The sequence below is a fragment of the Pedobacter superstes genome, assembly GCF_037622515.1.
Lineage (GTDB): Bacteria > Bacteroidota > Bacteroidia > Sphingobacteriales > Sphingobacteriaceae > Paradesertivirga > Paradesertivirga superstes.
Window position 1 is genome coordinate 436,243 of the sequence record NZ_JBBJCN010000004.1, and the last position, 22,136, is coordinate 458,378.

A 22,136-nucleotide genomic window follows, 5' to 3' on the forward strand; every position below is an offset into this window, starting at 1 on the left:
CGTGCCGGCTTTATAAAATACTGGCCTTAACGCTTGATTTAGCCCGGACATTAATTTTCATACTCGTTTCACCTACAGACAAGGTCATCTTCATCGTCATATCGCCTGTGGTTTCGGTAATATAATTTGCCGGAATATCGTAGATCATTTTACCAGTGCCGGATCCTGTTGCTGTTGAATTGCGCTGAGCCGATGTTAAATCTAAGGCAATATTTTGTGTGTAGTCGAAAAAGGCCTGATTTCCCTTTATCTCCTTCAAGACATACCGGGAATTAATTAGCATATTCATAGAAGTTCCTCCGGCAGGCATCTCCATCGGAATTTCCTGTGTAAAGGTGTCCCCTATTTTCATCGCTTTGTTCGGAAATTTCACAGCATTCAGAACCTGAGACATCATTTTCTCTAAAGCGATTTTAATCTCGGGAGAAGCATCGCCTTCTATTTCATCCACCTTCAGTCTCCCGTCTTCGGCAGCATGTCCTTTAATCTTCATGCCGACAAACTTATTGGGTTGCTGCATCTCTTTGCCATTCATTTTCATTGTCACTCCCATTTTATCATAGCTAATGGTTACGGGTATTCGCTTGTCGGCAGTTAATGATCCTGTCCGGGTAGTAAGCCCCATTTCCTGACGCATATCTATGAACATCGGCAACTTTAATCCTTTTGCCTCCATTTGGTTCCTCTTTACCGTATCGCCGCTGGAGTCCATTTCCATCTTCATGTCGTTTACCATGACGGTGGAGTAGGTCTTATTTGGTAAAAATTTAATCCTGAACAACATTTCCTGTTGTGCAAAACCATGGTTACTGATAAACGTGATAAGGGCAAATACGCCTAAGATTTTAGGTAGTGTCATGTGGAAAATATCAGAGTTTAGATTTAGAACAGCATGCAATATACAGAAACCGATCGGGACAATCGCAAGGGGTCATCCTGATTCCTAAGCCGAACGCGTATCCTCACGAACTAATTAAATTCTTCTGCCTCGTGCCGTTAACAAAAGGTATTTACTTAACTTCGGGTGCGAACAAGAAATCTATTCCTATATTGAGCCGCCAATTCAATCAGAAAGATATTTATACTATTCGGCCCGTATGAAAAGCTATTTTTTCCTCCTTTTTATTTCTGTTTTTTGCATTTCCTGCAAGCCTTCGCCTGAGAAAGAACTCTCACGAACTGAAAAGCGCGACAATATCCTTAAGAATATTATTCCCCCTAAAATTTCGGAAAACTCTATGCTGCTTACCAAATTTGGTGCAGTCGGTGATTCGTCGACTGATTGTAAACCGGCATTTGACAAAGCCATTCAAGCTTGTAAGGAACAAAAGGGTGGAAAAATTATTGTTCCGGCGGGAACTTACCTTGTCAACGGACCAATTCATCTGACGAATAATCTTTGCATCGAATTACAAAAAGGGTCGAAACTGGTATTCGGAACCAACCCTTCAGATTATCTGCCTGTGGTGCTTACCAGCTGGGAAGGTACCTTTCTTTATAACTATAGTCCCTTTATCTATGGATATCAACTCGAAAATGTGGCCATCATCGGTGAGGGAGTGATAGATGGAAACGCAAGCGATTCCTTTAGCAAATGGGCAGAAAAGCAAAAAGAAAGCCAGCTGTTAAGCAGAAAAATGAATCATGAAAATACTCCCCTGAAGGAACGGATGTTTGGTAAAGGACACTTTTTGCGGCCGCAGCTGATCCAGTTCTTTGAGTGCAAAAATATCCTGATCGAGGGCGTCACCATAAAAAACTCGCCTTTTTGGTGCGTTCATTTATTGAAGTCGGAAAACGTTACGGCGCGGAAAGTAAAGTTTGACGCTTTTAACAGAAATAACGACGGATTCGATCCCGAGTATTCAAAGAATATATTAATTGAGGACATTGATTTCAATAACGGCGACGATAATGTGGCTATTAAAGCCGGGCGTGATCATGAAGGCCGGAAAACCGGCATCACCTCGGAAAATATCATCATACGCAACTCCAGATTTAAAGGTCTCCATGGTGTTGTAATTGGCAGTGAGATGTCGGCGGGAGTACAAAACGTTTTCGTGGAAGACTGCACATACGGTGGTTATTGCAAACGCGGTATCTACTTAAAATCTAACCCAGACCGTGGAGGTTTTATTCGTGATATTTATGTGAACAACCTTGAGTTTGGTGAAGTGGAAGACTGCTTCTTTATTACCTCTTATTATCACGGCGAAGGAAAAGGCTTTGCAACCGACATACGGAATGTATTCGTGGATAATGTGAAATGCCGGAAAGCCACTAATGCCGGACTTGTAATACAGGGTTATCCTTCAAAAAAAGTAAGGGACATTCATTTCTCAAATGTCACTATCGACTCGGCAGCAACGGGAATCAGTCTTAGCAATGCAGAGAATATTGTGTTTAACAACGTAATTATCGGCCAGGAGGTGAAGGTGCCTTCGCACGCGAAATGATGAGACGATGGGAACATTCCCGTGTGAAAAGCAGGTTCGAAGACCCCTGTTTAAGCAAAAAATTCTTGTAGATCGCGTATATATCCCTACTTTGGCCACCGGGCCGCCAGGTATACATATGTCTGATTTGCTCTTTTCTCCACCTTTTTAAATTCTTTATGAGACCTCATAGATATCTCCTGTGGATACGTTTTACTGCCATTTTATCTATAATAGTTGCAGTAATGGTTATTGCCGGATGGTTATTTGACATAGAATCATTAAAAACCTTTGGTGCGCCGATTACCATGAAATTTAATACTGGCCTTGGCTTTTTAATCCTTGGCAGCTCCGTATGGTTTTTACTTCAAAAAAGGAGCACTACCGTTTTTATGGAATGGTGTTGAGCCTCCTGGTTCTGCTTTTGGCAGGTGTATCATTGTTACAGGACATTTTTAGTTTTAATGCCTATATCGACGAGTTTTTTGTTAAGGATACAGCCGCTTATAATCTCAGAAAAGTGGCTTCCGGAAGGATGGCTCCTACCACGGCATTTTGCTTCATACTTATTGGATCCTCCCTCCTAGCAATTAAATGGAACAGACCGCGATTAATAACTATTTCTCAGTATGCTTTACATATTGCCACCCTAATTTCGTTTATTGCCCTAATAGGATATGTATTTTCCGTACCAGCCTTCTACAAGTTATCTTTTTGGCTTCGATGGCTGTAAATTCTGCAACGGTTTTTTTCCTGCTTTCGATTTCCATAACACTTTTCACTCCATCAAAAGGTCTCACAGGTGTATTCACCGGAAGCGGCATAGGAAATATTATGGCAAAAAAGCTGATTCCTGTAATCACGCTGGTAGTGCTCCTAATGTGCTACCTGCGTTTAGAGGCACACCGACAAAATTTAATAAATGTCGAGTTCGGTATTGCACTCCTGGGCCTCTCGTTCCTGGTAGTAAGCGTTTTAATGATAGCCCGCACGGTAGGCCATCTCAATAGAATAGATTTAAAACGCCATCATGCCGAGCGTTCTTTGAGAATTCTGAATAAAACCCTTGAGCGAAGAGTAAAAGAACGCACCAAAGATCTTAAAGAAAGCCAGGGGAAATTTCACCAGATTTTTGAAATGAGCCCCGTGGGTTTGATGATGTGTGACATCGGTTCATGGCAATTTTTAGAAGTAAACCAAAGTTTTGTTGACTTAACCGGTTATACGAAAGAAGAGGCTGAAGGAAAAACAGAAGTGGAATTAGGATTGCTTTATGATGATGATAAGAAGAAAATAACATCTCTGCTGCATCAACAAGGGTATTTAAAAAACCACGAATCTTATTTTTTAACGAAATCTGGAGAGCGAAGAGATGCTTTAATGTCTGTTGAAATCATTGCAATGGGAAACCGGACAGCCACTCTAAGTGTATTATCCGACATCACCAAACAAAAAGAAGTTGAGCGAGCACTGCTGCATGCCAGGCGAAAAGCAGAAGAATCCTCAATTGAGAAGGAGAGATTTATGGCAAATATGAGCCACGAAATCAGAACCCCCATGAATGCTATTATCGGTTTTACCAATTTGATCGATAAAACATCGCTTGGTACTGAACAGCGACAATACCTTGAATTTATAAAGACCAGCGGTGAAAATCTGCTGGTGCTTATCAATGACATTCTTGATTATTCAAAAATCGAAGCAGGAATGATGCACATGGAAACGGTTCCTTTTAAACCTGTCGAACTTTTGCATTCCCTCGAAACTATGTTCTTAGAAAACGCGCGGGCGAAAAAGCTGCAATTGTTAACCCAAACAGATAAAAACTTACCCGAAACGGTATTGGGAGATCCTACAAGACTCACCCAGATCCTTATTAATCTGATCGGCAATGCCATTAAATTTACGAAAGAAGGCCGCGTAGAAACCAGCATCAAACTACAATCGATTAAAGGAGACGAAGCAAAAATTATTTTTTCGGTGAAAGATACCGGAATCGGTATTCCCGAAGACAAACAAAACGAAATGTTTGAACGGTTTACACAAGCCAGCGCCGAAACGACCAGAAATTATGGGGGAACTGGTTTGGGACTTTCTATTGTTAAACGATTGGTTGAATTACAAGAGGGGGAAATCTCTATTCATAGTGTTCCTGGCGAAGGAACAGAATTCAGAGTAATTCTTCCGTATTTGATTTCTGAAGATAAAGCTTCCGTCAAGTCGCCTCCAACTGACGGAAAATTCGAGATTATAAAATTTGAAAAGAGAGTGAAGGTTCTTCTGGCAGAAGACAATACAATGAATCAGATTCTTGCAAAAAAAGTTCTGACGAGATTTGGCTGCGATGTGGATATTGCCGAAAACGGCGGCATTGCCTTAGAAATGGCCCGCAGTAAGAGATATGATCTGGTATTGATGGATATTCACATGCCTGTTATGGACGGTTATACCACAGCCAAACAAATGCGGAAAGAACTCAGGGCTAGCCTTCCTATAATTGCAATGACGGCCCATGTAATGGCCGGAGAACGCGAGAAATGCATTGGCTTTGGTATGACAGACTATATTTCCAAACCTTTCAAAGTTGAGCAATTATACAATTTGATCTCGCAATATCTGGAGAATGACCGTCAGGATGCTGAAGTATGAGATAATTACGCATTCCTTCGTCCTCATCTCAACAAATTTTAAAATCCTTCAGCTTATGAATGCGTAATTAAAACAAAAATTGCCATCCTGCATTGTTTTCATAAAGGAATTACAATGAATAGCATAAACGAAAACCAGCCTGAAGAAAACCAAGAAGATCTAAACTCATCTGCTGCGGTAAAAAAAATAAAAGAACTTGTTGAAATAGCTAAAACCTGCTTTTTTTCAACCGTGCCGGCAAACGCAGACTCTGAAGGAACCCGGCCCATGACAATACAGAAAGTAGACGAAACAGGCACATTATGGTTCCTATGTGCCAAAGACAGTCATACTAACCAGGATATCGCAGGAAACCCGGCTGTAAAATTATATTTCCAGGGTTCTGCACATTCAGATTTCCTGTATCTACAGGGTGAGGCAAGTATTTCTGAAGACAAGTCGAAAATTAAGGAATTTTGGAGTCCTCTGTTAAAAACGTGGTTTACCGAAGGTGAAGATGATCCTCGCATCTCAGTACTTGCAGTTAAGCCCTCCACCGGTTATTATTGGGATAATAAACATGGAAATATCATTGCCGGCGTAAAAATAATGATTGGAGCTGCAATAGGTAAAACTCTCGACGATTCAATTGAAGGCAGCCTGAAGATCTGATCTATAGCTCATTTTACTAGCATCACTCTCCTGAAAATTATTTCAATACGATGACTTAAAATAAACCGTTCGGTCTTATATTTGTCTCAGCATGACAAAATCAGAGCGGACCCGTCAGTTTATTATAGAAAAAGCTTCAGTGCTTTTAAATACAAAAGGTATGGCCGGCACCTCCATCAGCGATATCATGGAGGCTACAAAGATGGCGAAAGGTGGCATTTACGGCAATTTTGAAAACAAAGAACAGATCTGCCTGGAGGCCTTTAATTATCTGTCGCAAAGATTAAATACAAAGCTGGAGGCACTGATAAACGATAAAGAAACTTACAAAGAGAAACTTTTCGCCTTGCTGGATTATTACCCGCAAAGCGCCGTTAAAAGCACCACGGGAGGTTGTGCAATGCTCAACTTCGGCACAGAGGCCGACGATACCAATCCCCAAATGAAACAACGCGTGGCACAGGCAATAAAAACGTCACAGCAAAGAATTTTTAATTTGCTTAGCCAGGGCATTGCGGCAGGCGAGTTTAAAAAAACTGCAGACCCTCTGCAATTTTCTATTAAGATGTTTACCATGATCGAGGGCGCCCTTCTTGCAACTCGTGTTTTAGGAAGCATAGAACAAATGGAAGTTGTTACCGGAATTCTGAAGGCTGAAATTGAATCGTTTACTAAATAATTTTTTTTATACCATAAAAGACCGATTGGTCTATTCTAATTAAAAATAAAATGAGAACATCAGATACCCACCGCATCATCAATACCCTTTTAGCATTTGCCCTTATTCCCCTTTCAGGTTTGGCAACAGATATTTACCTGCCTTCGTTGCCTGCCATGGCCAGTCATTTCCATGTGGCTGGAACGGCGGTTCAGTTAACACTGGTTATTTTCCTGGTAAGCTCGGGCATCAGCCAGCTGTTTGTTGGTAGCCTGCTCGACAGCTTTGGACGCTACAGGCTCAACATGTCAGCGCTGCTGGTTTTTGCGTTGGCCAGCTTTGCAATAGCGATCACCGATAATATCTACATCATCTACCTGATGAGGGTTATACATGGTATTGCAGTTGCCCTTATTGTTGTAAGCAAAAGGGCATATTTCGTCGACAGTTATTCGGGCGACCAACTGAAACATTATACCAGTTTGTTTTCTATTATCTGGGCCACTGCTCCAATCGTTGCACCGTTCCTTGGCGGATTTTTGCAGGCATCTTTCGGCTGGGAATCCAATTTCTATTTCCTGGGAATTTTTACACTCATCATTCTGGTCTTTGAGCTTTTGTATGGCGGCGAATCATTAAAAAGCTTTCAGCCTTTTAAAGTCAGGTTAATTGGGAAGGTTTATCTCTCGATGGTTAAAACAGCCGATTACACTCTCGGACTTTTTATCCTGGGCCTCTCCTTTTCTATGCTGATGGTGTATGGAATGGCCAGTCCTTTTATTATCGAACAGGTTCTGCATTATTCGCCTTTGGTAACCGGCAATTGTGCCCTGCTTTCGGGCGTGGCGCTGATGACGGGAGGAATGCTTTCTAAGGCCTTCATTAAAAAGCCATTGGATCAGAAGATTATCGCAGCACTGGCACTGCAGCTTTTCTTTGCTGTATCGATGATCACTGTTTCGCGGCACTATACCAGCCTGTATAGTATGATGCCGTTTGTTATGATCCTTCATCTCCTGTCAGGTTTCGTATTCAATAATCTGTTTTCGAATTGCCTGGGCCGCTTCACCAAAAATGCGGGAATTGCCAGCGGCGTGACAGGAGGCTCAATGTTTATCATTACCTCAATTTTCAGTTCTGCGATCATCCGCAGCCTGACTATACAAAGCGGCTTTATGCTTGGGGTGGCCTACCTGATCCTGGTGCTGCTTGTGGGAATTACATTCTTTTTGTTTACGAAAGTCAGGAACACCAATGCTGTTCAAACTAATCTGGAAATGGTAAAGGTTAGATCCTGAGAAAGGTCGGGACGATCTGCGGAGAATAACTCCGGGATCGCCCCGGATGAGCATAAGCGTAGGCCAATATCGAGTTTTCTCTCTTATACTTGAATCCCGTTACATGGATATTCACCTGGGAGCATATAATTTTAGCTAGTGTAGACGTTAAAACAGCACACTCGAATGAGCATGGAGAATATTGATATAAAAAAAATAACACTAAGCGAAGTCAGCCAATTGCAAAAAATCAGCAGACAAACTTTTTTAGAAACTTTTTCGGTCGGGAATACCAGCGACAACATGAAAAAATATTTGGAAGAAGGTTTTTCGTCAGAAAAATTGGCCTCCGAACTTAATAACAAAAGCTCTGAATTCTATTTTGCCACACTTGACAAAAACATAATTGGTTATTTGAAGCTGAATTTCGGACATTCGCAAACCGAATTAAAAGAAGACCAGGCACTTGAAATTGAACGAATCTATGTGTTAAAGGAATTTCATGGAAAAAATGTGGGACAATTGCTTTACGAAAAGGCAATCCAAATTGCAAAGCAGGCAAATGCCAACTATATTTGGCTAGGTGTTTGGGAAGAAAACCCCAGGGCCATAAATTTTTATAAAAAGAATGGCTTCGTTGAGTTTGACAAGCACATTTTCCATCTAGGCGACGACCAGCAGACTGACATTATGATGAAGCTGAACATAAAAGACATCTGCAAATAACAAAGCCAAAGAATTCGCTGACCTCGCCCCCATCTCGTTTCAAATGAAGGTTTTATTTCGGAGGTTTGTGCCAATTGGGCGCAAAATAACGAGAGCGTCGCAGATTTAACGACAGCTATTTATTAAGATACCAAATCGACGCATTCAGGACGCTCGCAAATGTTACCCAGGCAAGATAAGGTAATTGCAAGTATGCTGCCCACCTGTTTAGCCGGTAAAAAGCAATTATCATCATTAATATAGCGACCCATAAGACAATAATCTCGAGCAGGGCGGCTCCCGTTTGGTGAAAATAAAAAAAAATAAAGCTCCATGCGAAATTCAGAAGGAGCTGAACAAAAAAAATCTGGAGTGCCGATTTCCGCATTGGTGTGTCAGGCGCCTTCCAGATAATAAACAAGGAAATGCCCATGAGGATATAGAGTGTGGTCCAAACCGGTCCGAACAGCCAGTTTGGAGGATTAAACACGGGTTTGTCCAGGTAAGCATACCAGCTTTCGATATTCGCGGAGGTCACAAAACCAGCTATACCGCCGCTCAACAGCGGAACCGAGATACAAATAAACAGGGCGATTAGATTTCTAAAATTCATTTATTGCTTTCCAATCGTAAACACAAAAAGACACAATAAGATTGCAATGAAAATGCTTTTCTGTTTGCTTTTTTTTGGCTTTTCCTGATTTCGAAGGAATCCCTAACTCAGATATCGAGTCTCTCTGAGCTTGTCAAAGAGTGTGCGGCGGAACACCGTTCTATGATTCGAGAGGCTCATCACGATGCTATTTCAAGCTTAGGCTATTGGGCAATAACCTCGCCCTTAGTTCGTGTCACACCAACCAAATAAACTATTAAAAACCATTCTGCCTTAAAAAATTAACAGCCCTGTCAAACCATTGGTCAGCCGTCGATTTATTATTCAGTCCAAAGCCATGACCGCCAGCCTGATAGACGTGCATTTCTGCCTTTACATTGTTTTGGATCAAGGCCTCATAAAACATCAAACTGTTCTTAACTGATGCCGTTTTATCATCTCCCGCATGCACAATAAATGTTGGAGGCGTCTTGGAAGTGACTTGCTTTTCAGTGCTATATAAGTCAATCAGTGCCTGAGGGGCATCTTTTCCTAGCAAATTCTCTCCGGAGCTTTTGAGTGGCTTGTCGGAAAAGGTGATCCTTGGATAAAGCAACATCATAAAATCAGGTCTTAGATTGATGTTCTTTTTATTATCAATCTTCACATTGGAAAAATGTGTACCTGCCAATGAAGCGAGGTGCCCTCCGGCAGAAAAACCGATCACTCCTACTTTACTCGTATCGATATTCCATTCAGCGGCAGATTCGCGTACAATCTGAATAGCTCGCTGCAAATCTTGTAGCGGAGCGATCGTTTTATCAACCATAATTTTATCGCTGGGCAGTCGATACTTTAAAACAAAGGCCACCACGCCTATCGTGTTAAATTTTCTGGCGACATCATATCCTTCATGGCTGAAAGCCAGATGTTGATACCCTCCGCCGGGACAAATGATAACCGCAGTACGCTTAGCCATCACTTTCGAAGGAAAATAAGGTGTAAGGGTGGGGTTTGTCACCATCATACCGCGATCATTAATCGTCGTTTCCACATAGTCAGCGGGTGCTGGCTTAGAATTGGGTACACCGTTTGGATATAGCAGTATGGCTTTTTGCTGAGAAAAAGCTACTACAACATTAAACAAGAATATAGGTAATAATAATTTTTTGATCATAAAATGGAGGTTCATTTGAAGGTAGAATTTAAATCATAAACGGCAAAATGCTAAGCCCTTTACGAGCATCAATATCAAGAGATCCTTATAACTTTAGCTCAGAAAACAATCTCAGGTAAGAAACCCGTCAGTACTGACTGATAAGCATGCATTGCAACATATGTTTGGACAGAAGACTATGCCAAAAATCCGACTTAATCAAACTTTTCACTCCCCAACAGGTTTAATGCCATGTGAGTCCGGTTTTTGGTACACAAAAGACTTTCGATCTTTGCAGGTATCCGGTTATGAAATTTTAACATAAAGCACTATGATATTGCATTCTTTAATAGCGGAATTTGAACACGAAGTAAAAAGCACAAGAAAACTGCTGCAGGCTGTGCCTGAAAAGGATCTTGCTTATAAACCCTCTCCGATATCCTGGAGCATGGGTGAACTCGCTCAGCACATTGCTACCATTTATTACTGGTATGTGGGAACCCTCACTAAAGATGTATATGATATGACGGCAGATAATCTTGAACGCGGGGAACCGGCGGACATAAAAGCCACCCTGGATCTTTTCGAAAGAAATGTGGAAAAAGCGAGGGATGCCCTAACTTCAATAAGCGAAGAAAATTTAAAAGACCAGTGGACAATGAAAGTCGGTGACAGCACTGTTCTTGGCCCCTTACCCAGAGCGGCTGTTGTTCGGGGTTTCCTTTTCAATCATATTTACCACCATCGCGGCGAAATGATTGTTTACCTGAGGGCTACCGGGAACAAAGTGCCCGGCATGTACGGGCCGACCCACGAAGAGAGTACACCGGGCAAATAGCGCGGATCAGCCTTTTAACCTTGGCCCCATTGCCAGGGAAGCACCTTTTTTGGCTCCTGAAAAAATGATAACAGCAAGTAATCCGACAGCCGCTCCAACTAAAAATTCCTTGATCGTAGCAGGAATTGCCGGAAAAAGATGGTGAAAGTAATCAATGTTATGAACGAAAATACCACCTGCAACCAATAATAAGGCAATAGTTCCAACTACGGCCAGAATCCTGATAATAACAGGCAGCGACTTAACGAGTAAGGAGCCTAATACAAATAAAAACCCTTTATTGTCAGAACGTTTGATAAGCTTTAACCCGGTATCATCCATTCTTACAATAAGAGCAACAATGCCATAAACCCCTACCGTTGCCAGTATGGCCACAGCCGAAACCGTCGCTATTTGAGTGGTTAAGATTTCTCCGGCTGCACTGCCCAAAGCGATAATTACAATTTCGATAGAGAGAATAAAATCAGTTGCTACTGCGGATTTTATTTTGGACTTCTCGGCGGCACTATCGTCTTGCTCGACCTCCTCAATTACCTCATGTCCGGTTTTTGAACGATGAAAAATATACTCCACTATCTTTTCCACGCCCTCATAAGCCAGATATATTCCTCCCAGAATCAAGACGATTTTTAGGGCTGCGGGAAAAAAAGCGTTCAGCAAAAGCGCGACTGGAACAATGATCAGCTTATTAATAAAAGAGCCTTTTGTGATAGCCCAGAGCACCGGTAATTCCCGCGACGAAAGAAATCCGGTCGCTTTTTCCGCGTTGACAGCCAAATCATCACCCAAAATGCCAGCAGTTTTACGCGTAGCTATTTTCGTTGCCACCGCAACATCATCCATTAAAGCTGTTATATCATCCAGAATTGCAAAAAAACCTGATGCCATGTATTTTTATTTGTTGTGTTAAAGATAAATTTGATCAATTCATGTACGGATTGAGTACATCTAACGGTTCTGCGACAAATCCGTTTGCACGAAGTTGTAAATCTCGCCCCAATAATAATGAAAGGAACAGATATTTGAACCAAAGAAAAGAATTACTTGCCTAAACAATCATTTCCGGAACTATTCTTAAATGCCATTAATTTTCCAAAGTCTTTTAATACAGGCTCTAAAGATTTGCAGTCAACTTGCCGGCTCTCCACACTTTCGGGACGGGGATTGTCTGAGGAATGAGACCTTTTTACATAGCTTTTTTCCAGGCAAAGCAATGGCTTTTCGCGGACCATATACAGCCGTTTTTCTGTAATATTGTCTTTAGTGGCTCCAATGGCCGCCTTTCCCGATTCAAAGCTCCAACTCACGCCGGTGAGGTGCGCGAAAAACAGCTCATCATCGCTGATAAAGTATTGATCCATCGCTGAAAAATGACTGTATTCGCTGTAAGTATGCCTGATTATAGTCAGCTTTCCATTTTCAGAAAAGTAAGTAACAGTGCCGGTTCTTTCACCACTGCAATCGTATTTAACAGAAGCAGAATCCAGCTTACCACCATGCAATTTGCCGTTCAGCTCAGCGTAAAGCTTTCTGATTTCTTCGACAGTGGCGGGATTTTTAATTGCTGTAACACTATCAGATTTGGAAGGTACTGAACTGGTATCGAGGCCGGGCTTGTCATTGTTACCCCCAGGTTGCCCGCATGAAAAGAACATCAGGCATAATAAACAGGGAAGGTAATTTTTCATAGGTAAGAATTTGCAGAAGTCTGAACAATTTTCAGGCCGATAGTTTGCTGGCAAGTTTTCGCCACGATTTAAAGCTGAAATAAAAGTATACTGTTGTAGTATAGTGACATCACCAGCCATAGGTTAATATCCGCAATTGCATTACTTTTGAAGCACGGCCGGAATGGGATTTGTGAATCCACACGGACATAATTTAATGTTAATTAAAAAAAGAACAGGATTAAATGAAACCATTGCTTGCCATGCGATTTTATGTAATGCTTTTGGGCACCGTGTTTTTTTCTGCCATGAACTTGTGTGCGCAAAAAAAACAGGCCATTCGTGTGTTAATTATTGACGGATTTAGTAACCATGACTGGAAACAAACCTCAGCCGTCACAAAAATGATATTAGAAAAAACCGGTAAGTTTAGGGTAGACATTTCCACAATCCCCTCCGTCAGCAGTGATCGCTTGGTATGGAAACCTGATTTTAAAAAATATGCGGTTGTTATTCAGAATACCAATAATATTCATGACGCATCTTTACGTTGGCCTTTGCCGGCTGAGCAAGCATTAGAGAAATATGTGAAAGCTGGCGGTGGTTTATATATACTTCATTCGGGTAATAATGCATTTCCTCACTGGAAAGAATATGATAAGATGATCGGCATGGGCTGGAGGCCGCGTTCCACTGGCTATGCCCTGGAGATCGATGCTGCAAAAAACATAGTTCGTATACCTCCGAATGAAGGAAAAAGCACTAGTCATGGCAAGAAATTCAATGCTGTTATCCAGTCGCTAAATACACATCCCATTAACAAAGGTTATCCGGAACAGTGGCAGACTGCCAGCACAGAAGTATATAATTATCCAAGAGGAACTGCAGAAAATATTACGGTTTTGTCTTACGCATTTGACAGTACTGCCACCCAAAGAAACTGGCCCGTAGAGTGGGTGGTTAGCTATGGCAAAGGACGTGTTTACAACTCAAGTATGGGACATCTCGGGCGGGGAGAAATTTATCCGCCGGCTTATCGTTGTGTTGGTTTTCAAACAACAATGATAAGAGCTGCTGAATGGCTGGCAACAGGTAAAGTAACTTATCCGGTACCGGCTGAATTTCCTTCAAGAGAATCAATAAGTCTTAGAAACGAGAATGAATTTATTAATTCAGGCAAAGAATAAATGCATAAGCTTAAGAACATACGTGGTGGCCTTATCATTTTCTGAATTCAGTCCGCTCTTGTGTGTCTCCCGACCAACTCGAATTTATCGTAAACGATCTCTTGAAAAGCGAACGGCATTCGATTACAAATAACAGTCAAATCATTAATTTAGCTTTGTCTTCAAAACGATTGTAAACGCATCATCATCATGAAAAACAAAACAGGAATCATCATCGGTTTTATTTCAGGTTTTGCCGGTTTCCTTTTGCTGTTTAAGTTCCTCATTCTCGATAAAACCCCACCGGAAGATGAAGTAGCTCCGGGACTTGTAATGCTTGCAGCAATATTTTTTTTCCGCAGAGTCTCCTTTTTCAGGGACTCTGCGGGGCTATAATCTTTGTCAAATCAATATCCTGCAACTCCAGATAGGTTGTAACAGGTACTCTCCCTTTCTCACCCAATTTATAATATCGTGCAGAACTATGTTCGTAATCTTCCGGATTATCAACCAGCCTGTCTCCTCCCCTGCTGGCGTTTTCGTGGATATAGTTCAACTTTTGTTCAACCAGGCGCTCATCATTGCATTCTTTCCAGTCGAATGATGGTTCGAACACCTCATGTTTCTTATTTCGACTTCGATCGGTAGGATTCACCCAGCCACTGAGTGATTCAAGGACATCACTGAAACCACCTTGTTTCAATCGCTCGACTAAGTCGTATGCGATAAAGCGCTTGCCATTTCCTACGATAGAATTATATTCTTGCCGGAATTTCTGTAGGCTATTAATGCATGTACGTGATCCGGCATTATCGTATAGCCGATGATATAATGGCCTTGATTTATCTGATAATTGAACCAGTTGTAAACCAGGTCATAGCTATTGGTTAGCTTGAACAGCTTCTGCCAACGTGCACAGGTGAATGTGATAAAATAGATTCCTTGAGATTCGTAAATTGTTCTTCTGACAGGCATAGTGAATTAAAGGTACAAGAAAGTTTTGTCTACCGCAGAGTCCCTGAAGGAGGAGACTCTGCGGGGAAGTAACGAGCAGAATGTAATAAAAAGCGTTCAAGCCATGTGGTATAGCCTGAACACTAAAGATCATTTAAAAAGATTTCCTAATCCGCCACCTAAAGATTTGGTTATACTTTCCGGAGTAATGCTATCATCATTAGGGTCGTTCGCTTTACGTGCAAATTTCTGAAGCAGGCCCGGAAGGGCTGCTGCAATTGCTCCTGTAGCTGCGGGAGGCAGCCCCAGTTTACTTGTTAAAACACCTACAATTCCTCCCTGTATGGCATTGGTTAGTGAGCTTCCGGATTGAAAGCCATCTTGCAATTTTGACAAAAGTCCGCCGATACCCTCACTTGCCGCTTGCTGTTTTATACCGTTGTTAATCTGACTGGCAACTTCCTTGTGTACCTCTTCAGTTTTTTCACCGGGAAGGTTTTTTGAAACTTCCGGGTTGTTTCCAAGTTGATCCTTTACAAGATCTAAAATCTGATCAAACATAATTCGCACATTTATAAGTAAATAGTATGTATAAATACAGTTGTAAACGTCTCCTGTTTCAACATAAATTTTATCCTAACTATAATAAACAAGCAGATAATAATTGCGTTTACTTTTAAACAATCTACATCAAAATGAAAAAGTTAAAAAATAGTATTTCTATGCTTTGCATATTGGGTTTTGTACTGGCATCCTGCGGTAAGAACCATCAAAAACAGCTTGCTAAAACCTGGCAGGTGAGTAATGTGGAGACCTCTACTGCCTTACCAGACTCTATAAAATCTCAAATGCTGGCCGGTTCTGAGATGGCTTTCACAACTGATGGTCATTATACATCTTCTGGTGGCATCGGAGCAGATAGAGGAACCTACACCTTAGATAAAGAGGGTAAAAATCTATCAACTATTTCTGAAGCCGGAAAAAGTAATTCGGTGTATACTGTCGAAAAATTATCCGACGACGAACTGATTCTAAAGAATGACGGTAATACCTTAACATGTATCGCAAAAAAATAAGGCCATGGGACTATTTGATGAAGTAAATAAAGCTGTCGTAAATCAGCAGCAGGTGAACAATTATACCGCTCTTCTGCAAAAAGCAGGTGTTACAGTGCAAAATTTAAAAGTAGCTAACGCGAACGGGCAATTAACAGTTTCTGGCACCGTACCAGACATGCAAACAGCGGAAAAGGCAATTGCAACTTTGAAAACTCAGCCGGGAATTACTTCTGTGAAAAATCTTCTTGAAATGGAAGATTTAACAGCGAAGAATATTAAAATGAAGGTGGCGACTGCAGAGTCTAATCTCAATGTACGTTCAGGCCCCGGCACCGAATATGAAATTGTAGGTAAAGCTGCACATAACTCTACCGTACAGCTGATCAAGAGGATGTATAACGATTGGTATTATATTAAAACAGATACCGGTATAGAAGGATTCTGCTCTAAAAATTATCTAAAGGATCTTTGAATATAATTTATCCGTTCAGGTTCGTGCGTAGCACGAACATTGAATCGCCCTCTGCAACGTGGATGGAGCGGGAACAGCGATTGCATCGCACTTTAGACAATCTCAACAAATCTATCCATTCAACAGTGGTACAGGTGATAAACCTGCCCGGACAATCATCTTATTGATAGGATGATGTATAACAGGTTCTTTGTGACCTGAGAAATCATGAACACTTACACAAAAACCAGGCTGGTTGATATTGTTCTATCGATCCCGGACATTGGTAAGGCTGATAGTCTAGGGGTGTTGGATTGATAGGTGACAGTGCTTGTTTGATGAGTGACGGTGCTTGTCTGATGATCGCAGGTGCCTGCCTGAGGAGTGACGGTGCTTGTCTGATAATCGCAGGTGCTTGTTTGATGATCGCAGGTGCTTACATTATAATTGCGGGTGCTTGTTTGACGATCGCGGGTGCTTACCCCTACGCCTTGTTCGTGTCCCACAAACCAATTACGTCAACTTCAGAAAGTTCGTTCCGGTAAGTTCTGTTTAAAGCGTCATAAAGCTAAAGCCCTTTGTGCGGGACAGCCTTTCTCTCCCTCCGGGAGAGATGCCGAAGGCAGAGAGGGTAGTCTGCGAGCAATTTGATTAATCAATAATTATAATCTGGTCAACTATATAAGTGCTGCTATTTGAGTCTGCTCCAGCACAAACCTTGTGGGTGCGTCGTGTTCATTATACTCCCATTTTACTAATCCTACGCCTTGGTTCGTGTTCCACGAACCAATTACGTTAACTTAAGAAAGTTTGTTCCGGTAAGTTCTGATTAAAGCGTCATAAAGCTAAAGCCCTTTGTGCGGGACAGCCTTTCTCTCCCTCCGGGAGAGATGCCGAAGGCAGAGAGGGTAGTCTGCGAGCAATTTGATTAATCAATAATTATAATTTCGTCAACTATATAAGTGCTGCTATTTGAGTCTGCTCCAGCACAATCCTTGTGGGTGCGTCGTGTTCATTATACTCCCATTTTACTAATCTGATATAACCGCCTTCTATTTCAATTCCTGTAATATCTCCATCATTATAACAACAGCAGCCGGTATTAAAATAGTTAGGATAGTATGCAGAATAGTCTGTTGTGCTTTCTTCCTTAATTTTCCTAAATTTAATCTGAGCCTCCAAGTCTTCAATTTCAGCCTTGTTATTTTGCTGTTTTGCAACAAACAGTCTTCTAAATAATCTTTCCAGAAAAGTAAGTGATAAAAATATAGGCTGATGTGTATGCCCGGTAATTAATAGAACATTTCTCTGAGGTGCAACCCAATCATACATAAACTGGTTATGCGTACTCTTTAAAAGGACATTATCAGCCGGGGTATTCAAATTTAGTTCCAGATACATTTGCAAGGGTGCCCAAATGTTAGATACAAACCACTTACTGAACCAGTTGCCATCACTTTGTTTATCACCCTGGTGCCCATGAGTGAGAAAAATATTTAAAGGTTGTCCATTAGCCGTAGTTTGGAGGATAGCAGCTTCATAAATTTTTACGGTCCTGCCATATATACCTTCAAGCATCACTTGTGCCAGCGGATCGTTATCCCAATACAGATCATGATTGCCGAAAATTTTAATGAATGCGTTACGGTTAAGAAAATGCTTCTCAGATTCAAAAGATTTGGTATTGTGTTTTTTGACGGCTAATATGTTATTTTCCCAGAGCTCTTCACTATCGCCAAGACTGATGAGATAAAATTCCTGTTCCTCATAATAAGCAAGGGCAGCGATATAATTTCTCTCAGCAAATGAAAAATCGTCAGAACCGTCCTTTGCACCCTTATGGTGATCCGAAAAAATAATAAATCTGCCGGATTCTGGTAATGGAATTATTAAGCCTTTCTTTCCGGGATTGGTGAGGATGTTTTTATATAAAGCTGTCAAAGCGGTATGAACCAGTTCTTTGTCGGGCCTTGAGGCGTAGCGGTCAGCAAGTTTACTGACGGGTTTACGAAGTATTCGTTTTAAAAAATTCCGCATAGGTGACCGTTTGTTACGCTGCTATCAGGAAGTGCACACCTGACACGCGTGCAACAGCAAAGCAAAGTTAATTAAATGAACATCCTGATGACCGGATATTTGAATCTGGACGACAAGATGATGAAGGTTGCGGATGAAAAATTACTAATTTTATTTTATCAAAGCTTTTTTTCCCAGTCTACGCCTTGGTTCGTGTACCGCGAACCAATTACAATTCCTCCCGTAAATCTTTTAAGAGAGGTAACGGGTTATTTCCACGTCATGTAAGCCGCTATTTATTGGTCCTGAGGACACGAACTAGGCCGTGAAAATATCAATACGGCCGCATTAAGCGCTTATTTAAACATAATCTCCTGAGTGGTGGTGCTATAAGACTCGCCGTTTGCTTGTTTATAGTGGATGGTAAATTGATGTGTTGATGCCCCATCTGGTCTCGATTTTAACCTCAGCTTAATACTGCGGGTAGAAAACTTTGGCTTTGTTACCACAAAGGCATCGATATCACTAAACGTCTCTCCCCATCCGATTTCAAAATACTGATTTAACAACTCTGATGGATTACCCGCATTTCGGAAAGGTGAGTTACTGAAAATCTTAATATCTGAAACCTGTTCAACCGATCCCAACTGGCCAGGAAATTCTTCAGATCAACTGCAGGCGTAAGCAGAGTTGACAAACGAAAAGCTAATGGTCTTGTTCCGAGTTCCGTAAAAAGACACGGAAGGCTTTAGGTAAATGTAAATCTTATCAAATTCTACCGTTGCTGAAGCTTCTAATAAGTACTCGCCAGGCTGCTGATTACCGAGACGGGTTTCCAGGTGTGTCACTTCAGTGTTCATCCCTGTAATATCGAAATAGTCAGGGTAATCTTCACAATCGCATGAGCAGCCACCACCAGTCATAAAGACGAGGATAAGTAATGCTAATTTCGGTTTCATGGTATAATTATTTGATGATAAGGCTTATACAAACATTATGTTGTACTTTGGTGATGATGGTATGACACCGAATATACAACTTTTTTTTTCCGGGGAGTCTCCTTTTTCAGGGGCTCTGCGGGGCTACAATCTTTGTCAAATCAATATGTTGCAACTCCAGATAGGTTCTAACAGGTACTCTCCCTTTCTCAACCATTTATAATATCGTGCAGAACTATGTTCGTAATCTTCCGGATTATCAACCAGCCTGACTTCTCCCCTGCTGGCGTTTTCGTGGATATAGTTCAACTTTTGTTCAACTACGCCTTGGTTTATGTCCAACGAACCAATTACAATTCCTCCCGTAAATCTTTTAAGAGAGTAACGGGTTATTTCCACCGTCATGTAAGCCGCTATCTATTGGTTCGTGAGAACGCGAACCAAGGCCTTAGTCCCGTCATCGGCTTGTTGGTAACATTTCCACAAGAGCAGAGTGATCTTTCTTTTTAAACTTCCCTGATATGATCCTGAAAAATTTGTTTAATTTTAGATATGAACCCTAAACACTACCTGATTACGCTTCCTTTAATTCTTCTCCTCCTCGCTATTGCGTTCTTTCCTGTATTTAGCAGCTTTGCGTTCGGCGGTAAATACAATGGCACCAGCTCTTTACTTATCCTAATTTTATTGGTGCCAGGTATAATAAAAGAATATCGGCCAATCATAATAATGACAGGGATATTTTTAACATACATAGCTATTGTTTCCATTTTAGCGATGTTACAAATACAGCAAGTTGGGTTTTCACTGATGGCCGCTTTCAGTCTCACAGGACTATTTTTAATTATTTTCAAACAAGAAATACTGAAAACATTTACCGCAAATTGATGGGTAAATAAACAACCATAGCTAACCTTTTTTAGAATATCTAAAGGAGGAGACTCTGGGAAGGCAGATCTGCCTTCCCAGCGGAATAAACCGATCACGAACCCACTTTCAGTATCAAAACCCAATCAGTAGTGGAATCCGGAGCTTTAAACTGAACAGGCTTTTCGGGGCCGGCAGACTGCACTGCTGCAGCTCGCTTTCTTCGACCTGTTTTTGCATCAACCCAGGTATTTTTAGTGTAGCTGCCTTTTTCAAGCGTCAAGGCGAAATTCTCTCCCTCGGGCGCGAATACGAGGTATTGTTTTCCAGGTTCGGCAAGGGCGTAAACGCGAAGAGTTTGGTGCTCTGAAAGAAGTTCGTCGCTGGGCTGCATCCGCTCGAAGCGAACATCATTACGCATTATTTGTGCAAGGATATCTATTGCTCTTTCGGATGCGGTAAATGGATTCTTATCATTGAAAGGCAGTCCGGATTCGCCTCCGGCATACAGTTCGTACTCTTTGGCATGACCATTCCAAGTAAAAGAGGCTCCGGCTGTTGCACATGCCCAGGCAGAACGACGCAGATCGTCTTGTGTGGCATTCACACGGTCGTGCCAGAACCTGCGCCACAGGGCATTTCCTTCCGACATGAAAACAGGCTTCCCTCTGTAACCGAGCTTACAAGCCATGTGATGTGTCCAGGCATCGCGCCACAACGGGCGCTCTTCTGCCTTGTCGGGCGAAGCGATCTGATGGTTCTCAATGGCTGCAAAAGTATACTCCGGAAGACTATAATGATTTTCTCTCGGAAATTCGTCTTCATACGTGCGCAGGTGGTTGAAAACATCATATTTCTGCACCAATCGGGTAAACCCCAACTCATGGCTCTCGCGGTTACCATCTACTTCCCACACAAAATTCCATCCTGCAAGGTTAGCATATGGAGCAAGCCGGGCCGTCATATAGCGTACAAAAAAATCTTTCTCCTCCACAGATAGCTTTTCCCAGGCTGGCCCCTCGTTCCTGCTCCCATCCACTCCGAGGAACATGTGTACATTAATTCCATTATCGTTTAGCCAGGAAAGATGCTGCTCCATCCGTTTCCAAACGTCGAAATTCATGGTGCTCGTCGCCTTTCCTTCCCTGTAGAGTGCCAGGTCAAGGGTCTGCGGAGCCGGCCCGTCGAGATAATACTGTTTGAAACAACAAAGTGAAAGCAACCAGTTAACCTGAAGATGGTTATAGCCATGCTCCTTGAACTTATTGTATACATTGTCTACAATCCAGTTGAAGTCCTGCCCGATAGATCCGTGGCCGGTTTCGTAATAGGATTTTAGCCACACAGGCTCTGTGCCATTGTACGCAAACCATCTCGGGTTTTTAGTGTAAGCCTGCAACACGCCTTTTCCCTGTCCCTGCGCTGTGCAGAGGAAGCTGCCCTTTCCTCCGGCGGTGCCATCTGTCCAGCGGTACACATAGTTCCAGGTGCCTAATTCATCGGGCATGAAGCGCATTTTCCAAACATTGCCCAGGCTTTGGTTGCCAGAGCCTTCTCCATCTCCATCAAAGAAACCGCGAAAATCGACAAGCCGGCCAGATGGTGACTGGTACTGAACCAGTAATTCCACGTCGGTGAATTTGTTTTCATAGCTTTTGTTGTTAGTGATACTCACTTCGAATGTCCGGTACCGGCCAACTTTCTCTGTTAAGCCGATAAGTTTCGACCGGTTTACGGCTGTACTTGTTTCATTTTTCTTTTGGCTGCTGTAGCTGCTTAGCGAAATGGCCAGGCAGGTAAGAATAAACATCCAATATTTTAAGGGAGGACAAGTTTTGGAAAGTGTGCGGCGCATGGATTTTAATTGTGCAGGAAAGATAGCGATGATGAGAGACATTAAAAAACTGCGATCGGGTATATTACAACAAACCAATAAAAGCCACTCGTTGAAGCCTATTATAAAAAGATGTGCATACGCCTAAAGATGATAATTCAATTTCAGTTGTCTTCTGATAAACCTCCTTTTTAACTGCTATTCGCTTAAGCAATTTTATTTCA

The 22,136-nt window shown here is 41.9% G+C and carries 26 protein-coding genes; 12 read left to right on the plus strand and 14 right to left on the minus strand.

Annotated elements, in window-relative coordinates:
• Nucleotides 1-10: 10 nt before the first annotated feature.
• Nucleotides 11-859: a hypothetical protein gene (locus WG906_RS13830; protein ID WP_339993306.1), complete on the minus strand. Its 849-nt coding sequence runs from the start codon at nucleotides 857-859 to the stop codon at nucleotides 11-13.
• 238 nt (nucleotides 860-1,097) lie between these two features.
• Here WG906_RS13830 and WG906_RS13835 point away from each other — a divergent pair, with 238 nt between their 5' ends.
• From WG906_RS13835 to WG906_RS13865, 7 genes are all read left to right on the plus strand, one after another.
• Nucleotides 1,098-2,456 (plus strand): glycoside hydrolase family 28 protein, encoded by a 1,359-nt coding sequence (locus WG906_RS13835; protein WP_339993308.1) that lies wholly within the window; start codon nucleotides 1,098-1,100, stop codon nucleotides 2,454-2,456.
• Between the two features lie 158 nt (nucleotides 2,457-2,614).
• Nucleotides 2,615-2,842 (plus strand): hypothetical protein, encoded by a 228-nt coding sequence (locus WG906_RS13840; RefSeq protein ID WP_339993309.1) that lies wholly within the window; start codon nucleotides 2,615-2,617, stop codon nucleotides 2,840-2,842.
• A gap of 316 nt (nucleotides 2,843-3,158) precedes the next feature.
• Nucleotides 3,159-5,084, plus strand: coding sequence for a PAS domain-containing hybrid sensor histidine kinase/response regulator (locus WG906_RS13845; protein WP_339993311.1), 1,926 nt, complete (start codon nucleotides 3,159-3,161; stop codon nucleotides 5,082-5,084).
• Nucleotides 5,085-5,198: 114 nt separating this feature from the next.
• Nucleotides 5,199-5,735 (plus strand): pyridoxamine 5'-phosphate oxidase family protein, encoded by a 537-nt coding sequence (locus tag WG906_RS13850; RefSeq protein ID WP_339993312.1) that lies wholly within the window; start codon nucleotides 5,199-5,201, stop codon nucleotides 5,733-5,735.
• Between the two features lie 91 nt (nucleotides 5,736-5,826).
• A complete protein-coding gene (locus WG906_RS13855; RefSeq protein ID WP_339993313.1) occupies nucleotides 5,827-6,414 on the plus strand; it encodes a TetR/AcrR family transcriptional regulator in 588 nt (195 codons plus the stop codon).
• 50 nt (nucleotides 6,415-6,464) lie between these two features.
• Nucleotides 6,465-7,691 carry an MFS transporter gene (locus tag WG906_RS13860; RefSeq protein WP_339993314.1) on the plus strand — a complete coding sequence of 409 codons (1,227 nt, stop codon included), beginning with the start codon at nucleotides 6,465-6,467 and terminating at the stop codon, nucleotides 7,689-7,691.
• Between the two features lie 165 nt (nucleotides 7,692-7,856).
• Nucleotides 7,857-8,396, plus strand: a complete 540-nt coding sequence (locus tag WG906_RS13865) for a GNAT family N-acetyltransferase (protein ID WP_339993315.1) — start codon at nucleotides 7,857-7,859, stop codon at nucleotides 8,394-8,396.
• A 115-nt stretch (nucleotides 8,397-8,511) separates the two neighbouring features.
• Here the strand turns inward: WG906_RS13865 and WG906_RS13870 are convergent, their stop codons facing one another.
• Entirely contained in the window at nucleotides 8,512-8,988 is a 477-nt protein-coding gene (locus WG906_RS13870; protein WP_339993316.1) for a TspO/MBR family protein, read from the minus strand.
• Nucleotides 8,989-9,244: 256 nt separating this feature from the next.
• The gene (locus tag WG906_RS13875; protein ID WP_339993317.1) at nucleotides 9,245-10,144 is read right to left on the minus strand and encodes an alpha/beta hydrolase; all 900 of its coding nucleotides are present in this window, start codon (nucleotides 10,142-10,144) and stop codon (nucleotides 9,245-9,247) included.
• A 310-nt stretch (nucleotides 10,145-10,454) separates the two neighbouring features.
• Between WG906_RS13875 and WG906_RS13880 the strand changes: the two genes are divergently transcribed.
• A complete protein-coding gene (locus tag WG906_RS13880; protein WP_339993318.1) occupies nucleotides 10,455-10,961 on the plus strand; it encodes a DinB family protein in 507 nt (168 codons plus the stop codon).
• A 6-nt stretch (nucleotides 10,962-10,967) separates the two neighbouring features.
• Here WG906_RS13880 and WG906_RS13885 read toward each other — a convergent pair whose 3' ends face one another.
• Nucleotides 10,968-11,849, minus strand: coding sequence for a DUF808 domain-containing protein (locus WG906_RS13885; RefSeq protein WP_339993319.1), 882 nt, complete (start codon nucleotides 11,847-11,849; stop codon nucleotides 10,968-10,970).
• 152 nt (nucleotides 11,850-12,001) lie between these two features.
• Entirely contained in the window at nucleotides 12,002-12,649 is a 648-nt protein-coding gene (locus WG906_RS13890) for a hypothetical protein (RefSeq protein WP_339993320.1), read from the minus strand.
• A 224-nt stretch (nucleotides 12,650-12,873) separates the two neighbouring features.
• Between WG906_RS13890 and WG906_RS13895 the strand changes: the two genes are divergently transcribed.
• Nucleotides 12,874-13,815: a ThuA domain-containing protein gene (locus WG906_RS13895; RefSeq protein WP_339993321.1), complete on the plus strand. Its 942-nt coding sequence runs from the start codon at nucleotides 12,874-12,876 to the stop codon at nucleotides 13,813-13,815.
• A 189-nt stretch (nucleotides 13,816-14,004) separates the two neighbouring features.
• The gene (locus WG906_RS13900) at nucleotides 14,005-14,190 is read left to right on the plus strand and encodes a hypothetical protein (RefSeq protein WP_339993322.1); all 186 of its coding nucleotides are present in this window, start codon (nucleotides 14,005-14,007) and stop codon (nucleotides 14,188-14,190) included.
• On the opposite strand, the gene WG906_RS13905 is transcribed toward WG906_RS13900, so the two are convergent.
• The 3 genes from WG906_RS13905 to WG906_RS13915 form a co-directional block, all read right to left on the minus strand.
• On the minus strand, nucleotides 14,168-14,497 hold the full coding sequence (locus WG906_RS13905) for a hypothetical protein (protein WP_339993323.1): 330 nt from the start codon (nucleotides 14,495-14,497) through the stop codon (nucleotides 14,168-14,170). The two genes, WG906_RS13900 and WG906_RS13905, sit on opposite strands and share 23 nt — an antisense overlap.
• 41 nt (nucleotides 14,498-14,538) lie before the next feature.
• A complete protein-coding gene (locus WG906_RS13910) occupies nucleotides 14,539-14,769 on the minus strand; it encodes a hypothetical protein (RefSeq protein WP_339993325.1) in 231 nt (76 codons plus the stop codon).
• A gap of 129 nt (nucleotides 14,770-14,898) precedes the next feature.
• A complete protein-coding gene (locus tag WG906_RS13915) occupies nucleotides 14,899-15,309 on the minus strand; it encodes a DUF937 domain-containing protein (RefSeq protein ID WP_339993326.1) in 411 nt (136 codons plus the stop codon).
• Nucleotides 15,310-15,443: 134 nt separating this feature from the next.
• On the opposite strand from WG906_RS13915, the gene WG906_RS13920 reads away from it, so the two are divergent.
• Together WG906_RS13920 and WG906_RS13925 are read left to right on the plus strand one after the other, a co-directional pair.
• Complete coding sequence (locus WG906_RS13920; protein ID WP_339993327.1) at nucleotides 15,444-15,824, plus strand: lipocalin family protein; 381 nt, start codon at nucleotides 15,444-15,446, stop codon at nucleotides 15,822-15,824.
• Nucleotides 15,825-15,828: 4 nt separating this feature from the next.
• The gene (locus tag WG906_RS13925; RefSeq protein WP_339993328.1) at nucleotides 15,829-16,278 is read left to right on the plus strand and encodes an SH3 domain-containing protein; all 450 of its coding nucleotides are present in this window, start codon (nucleotides 15,829-15,831) and stop codon (nucleotides 16,276-16,278) included.
• 215 nt (nucleotides 16,279-16,493) lie between these two features.
• On the opposite strand, the gene WG906_RS13930 is transcribed toward WG906_RS13925, so the two are convergent.
• The 6 genes from WG906_RS13930 to WG906_RS13955 all read right to left on the minus strand — a co-directional run bounded on the left by WG906_RS13930 (nucleotide 16,494) and on the right by WG906_RS13955 (nucleotide 21,975).
• Nucleotides 16,494-16,763 (minus strand): hypothetical protein, encoded by a 270-nt coding sequence (locus WG906_RS13930; protein ID WP_339993329.1) that lies wholly within the window; start codon nucleotides 16,761-16,763, stop codon nucleotides 16,494-16,496.
• Between the two features lie 448 nt (nucleotides 16,764-17,211).
• A complete protein-coding gene (locus WG906_RS13935) occupies nucleotides 17,212-18,294 on the minus strand; it encodes a metallophosphoesterase (RefSeq protein ID WP_339993331.1) in 1,083 nt (360 codons plus the stop codon).
• 335 nt (nucleotides 18,295-18,629) lie between these two features.
• Complete coding sequence (locus tag WG906_RS13940) at nucleotides 18,630-18,920, minus strand: hypothetical protein (protein ID WP_339993332.1); 291 nt, start codon at nucleotides 18,918-18,920, stop codon at nucleotides 18,630-18,632.
• Between the two features lie 21 nt (nucleotides 18,921-18,941).
• Complete coding sequence (locus tag WG906_RS13945; protein ID WP_339993333.1) at nucleotides 18,942-19,232, minus strand: hypothetical protein; 291 nt, start codon at nucleotides 19,230-19,232, stop codon at nucleotides 18,942-18,944.
• 135 nt (nucleotides 19,233-19,367) lie between these two features.
• On the minus strand, nucleotides 19,368-19,616 hold the full coding sequence (locus WG906_RS13950) for a hypothetical protein (protein WP_339993335.1): 249 nt from the start codon (nucleotides 19,614-19,616) through the stop codon (nucleotides 19,368-19,370).
• Between the two features lie 577 nt (nucleotides 19,617-20,193).
• On the minus strand, nucleotides 20,194-21,975 hold the full coding sequence (locus WG906_RS13955; RefSeq protein ID WP_339993336.1) for a DUF5060 domain-containing protein: 1,782 nt from the start codon (nucleotides 21,973-21,975) through the stop codon (nucleotides 20,194-20,196).
• Nucleotides 21,976-22,136 lie beyond the last annotated feature (161 nt).

What these genes read in the sequence shown, in the direction of transcription:
- WG906_RS13955 (WP_339993336.1), bottom strand. Translation starts at nt 21,975, where the DNA reads ATGTCTCTCATCATCGCTATCTTTCCTGCACAATTAAAATCCATGCGC.
- WG906_RS13845 (WP_339993311.1), top strand. Translation starts at nt 3,159, where the DNA reads ATGGCTGTAAATTCTGCAACGGTTTTTTTCCTGCTTTCGATTTCCATA.
- WG906_RS13900 (WP_339993322.1), top strand. Translation starts at nt 14,005, where the DNA reads ATGAAAAACAAAACAGGAATCATCATCGGTTTTATTTCAGGTTTTGCC.
- WG906_RS13880 (WP_339993318.1), top strand. Translation starts at nt 10,455, where the DNA reads ATGATATTGCATTCTTTAATAGCGGAATTTGAACACGAAGTAAAAAGC.
- WG906_RS13855 (WP_339993313.1), top strand. Translation starts at nt 5,827, where the DNA reads ATGACAAAATCAGAGCGGACCCGTCAGTTTATTATAGAAAAAGCTTCA.
- WG906_RS13850 (WP_339993312.1), top strand. Translation starts at nt 5,199, where the DNA reads ATGAATAGCATAAACGAAAACCAGCCTGAAGAAAACCAAGAAGATCTA.
- WG906_RS13875 (WP_339993317.1), bottom strand. Translation starts at nt 10,144, where the DNA reads ATGATCAAAAAATTATTATTACCTATATTCTTGTTTAATGTTGTAGTA.
- WG906_RS13895 (WP_339993321.1), top strand. Translation starts at nt 12,874, where the DNA reads ATGAAACCATTGCTTGCCATGCGATTTTATGTAATGCTTTTGGGCACC.
- WG906_RS13885 (WP_339993319.1), bottom strand. Translation starts at nt 11,849, where the DNA reads ATGGCATCAGGTTTTTTTGCAATTCTGGATGATATAACAGCTTTAATG.
- WG906_RS13870 (WP_339993316.1), bottom strand. Translation starts at nt 8,988, where the DNA reads ATGAATTTTAGAAATCTAATCGCCCTGTTTATTTGTATCTCGGTTCCG.
- WG906_RS13950 (WP_339993335.1), bottom strand. Translation starts at nt 19,616, where the DNA reads ATGACGGTGGAAATAACCCGTTACTCTCTTAAAAGATTTACGGGAGGA.
- WG906_RS13865 (WP_339993315.1), top strand. Translation starts at nt 7,857, where the DNA reads ATGAGCATGGAGAATATTGATATAAAAAAAATAACACTAAGCGAAGTC.
- WG906_RS13840 (WP_339993309.1), top strand. Translation starts at nt 2,615, where the DNA reads ATGAGACCTCATAGATATCTCCTGTGGATACGTTTTACTGCCATTTTA.
- WG906_RS13910 (WP_339993325.1), bottom strand. Translation starts at nt 14,769, where the DNA reads ATGCCTGTCAGAAGAACAATTTACGAATCTCAAGGAATCTATTTTATC.
- WG906_RS13830 (WP_339993306.1), bottom strand. Translation starts at nt 859, where the DNA reads ATGACACTACCTAAAATCTTAGGCGTATTTGCCCTTATCACGTTTATC.
- WG906_RS13945 (WP_339993333.1), bottom strand. Translation starts at nt 19,232, where the DNA reads ATGAAACCGAAATTAGCATTACTTATCCTCGTCTTTATGACTGGTGGT.
- WG906_RS13835 (WP_339993308.1), top strand. Translation starts at nt 1,098, where the DNA reads ATGAAAAGCTATTTTTTCCTCCTTTTTATTTCTGTTTTTTGCATTTCC.
- WG906_RS13915 (WP_339993326.1), bottom strand. Translation starts at nt 15,309, where the DNA reads ATGTTTGATCAGATTTTAGATCTTGTAAAGGATCAACTTGGAAACAAC.
- WG906_RS13935 (WP_339993331.1), bottom strand. Translation starts at nt 18,294, where the DNA reads ATGCGGAATTTTTTAAAACGAATACTTCGTAAACCCGTCAGTAAACTT.
- WG906_RS13860 (WP_339993314.1), top strand. Translation starts at nt 6,465, where the DNA reads ATGAGAACATCAGATACCCACCGCATCATCAATACCCTTTTAGCATTT.
- WG906_RS13925 (WP_339993328.1), top strand. Translation starts at nt 15,829, where the DNA reads ATGGGACTATTTGATGAAGTAAATAAAGCTGTCGTAAATCAGCAGCAG.
- WG906_RS13890 (WP_339993320.1), bottom strand. Translation starts at nt 12,649, where the DNA reads ATGAAAAATTACCTTCCCTGTTTATTATGCCTGATGTTCTTTTCATGC.
- WG906_RS13920 (WP_339993327.1), top strand. Translation starts at nt 15,444, where the DNA reads ATGAAAAAGTTAAAAAATAGTATTTCTATGCTTTGCATATTGGGTTTT.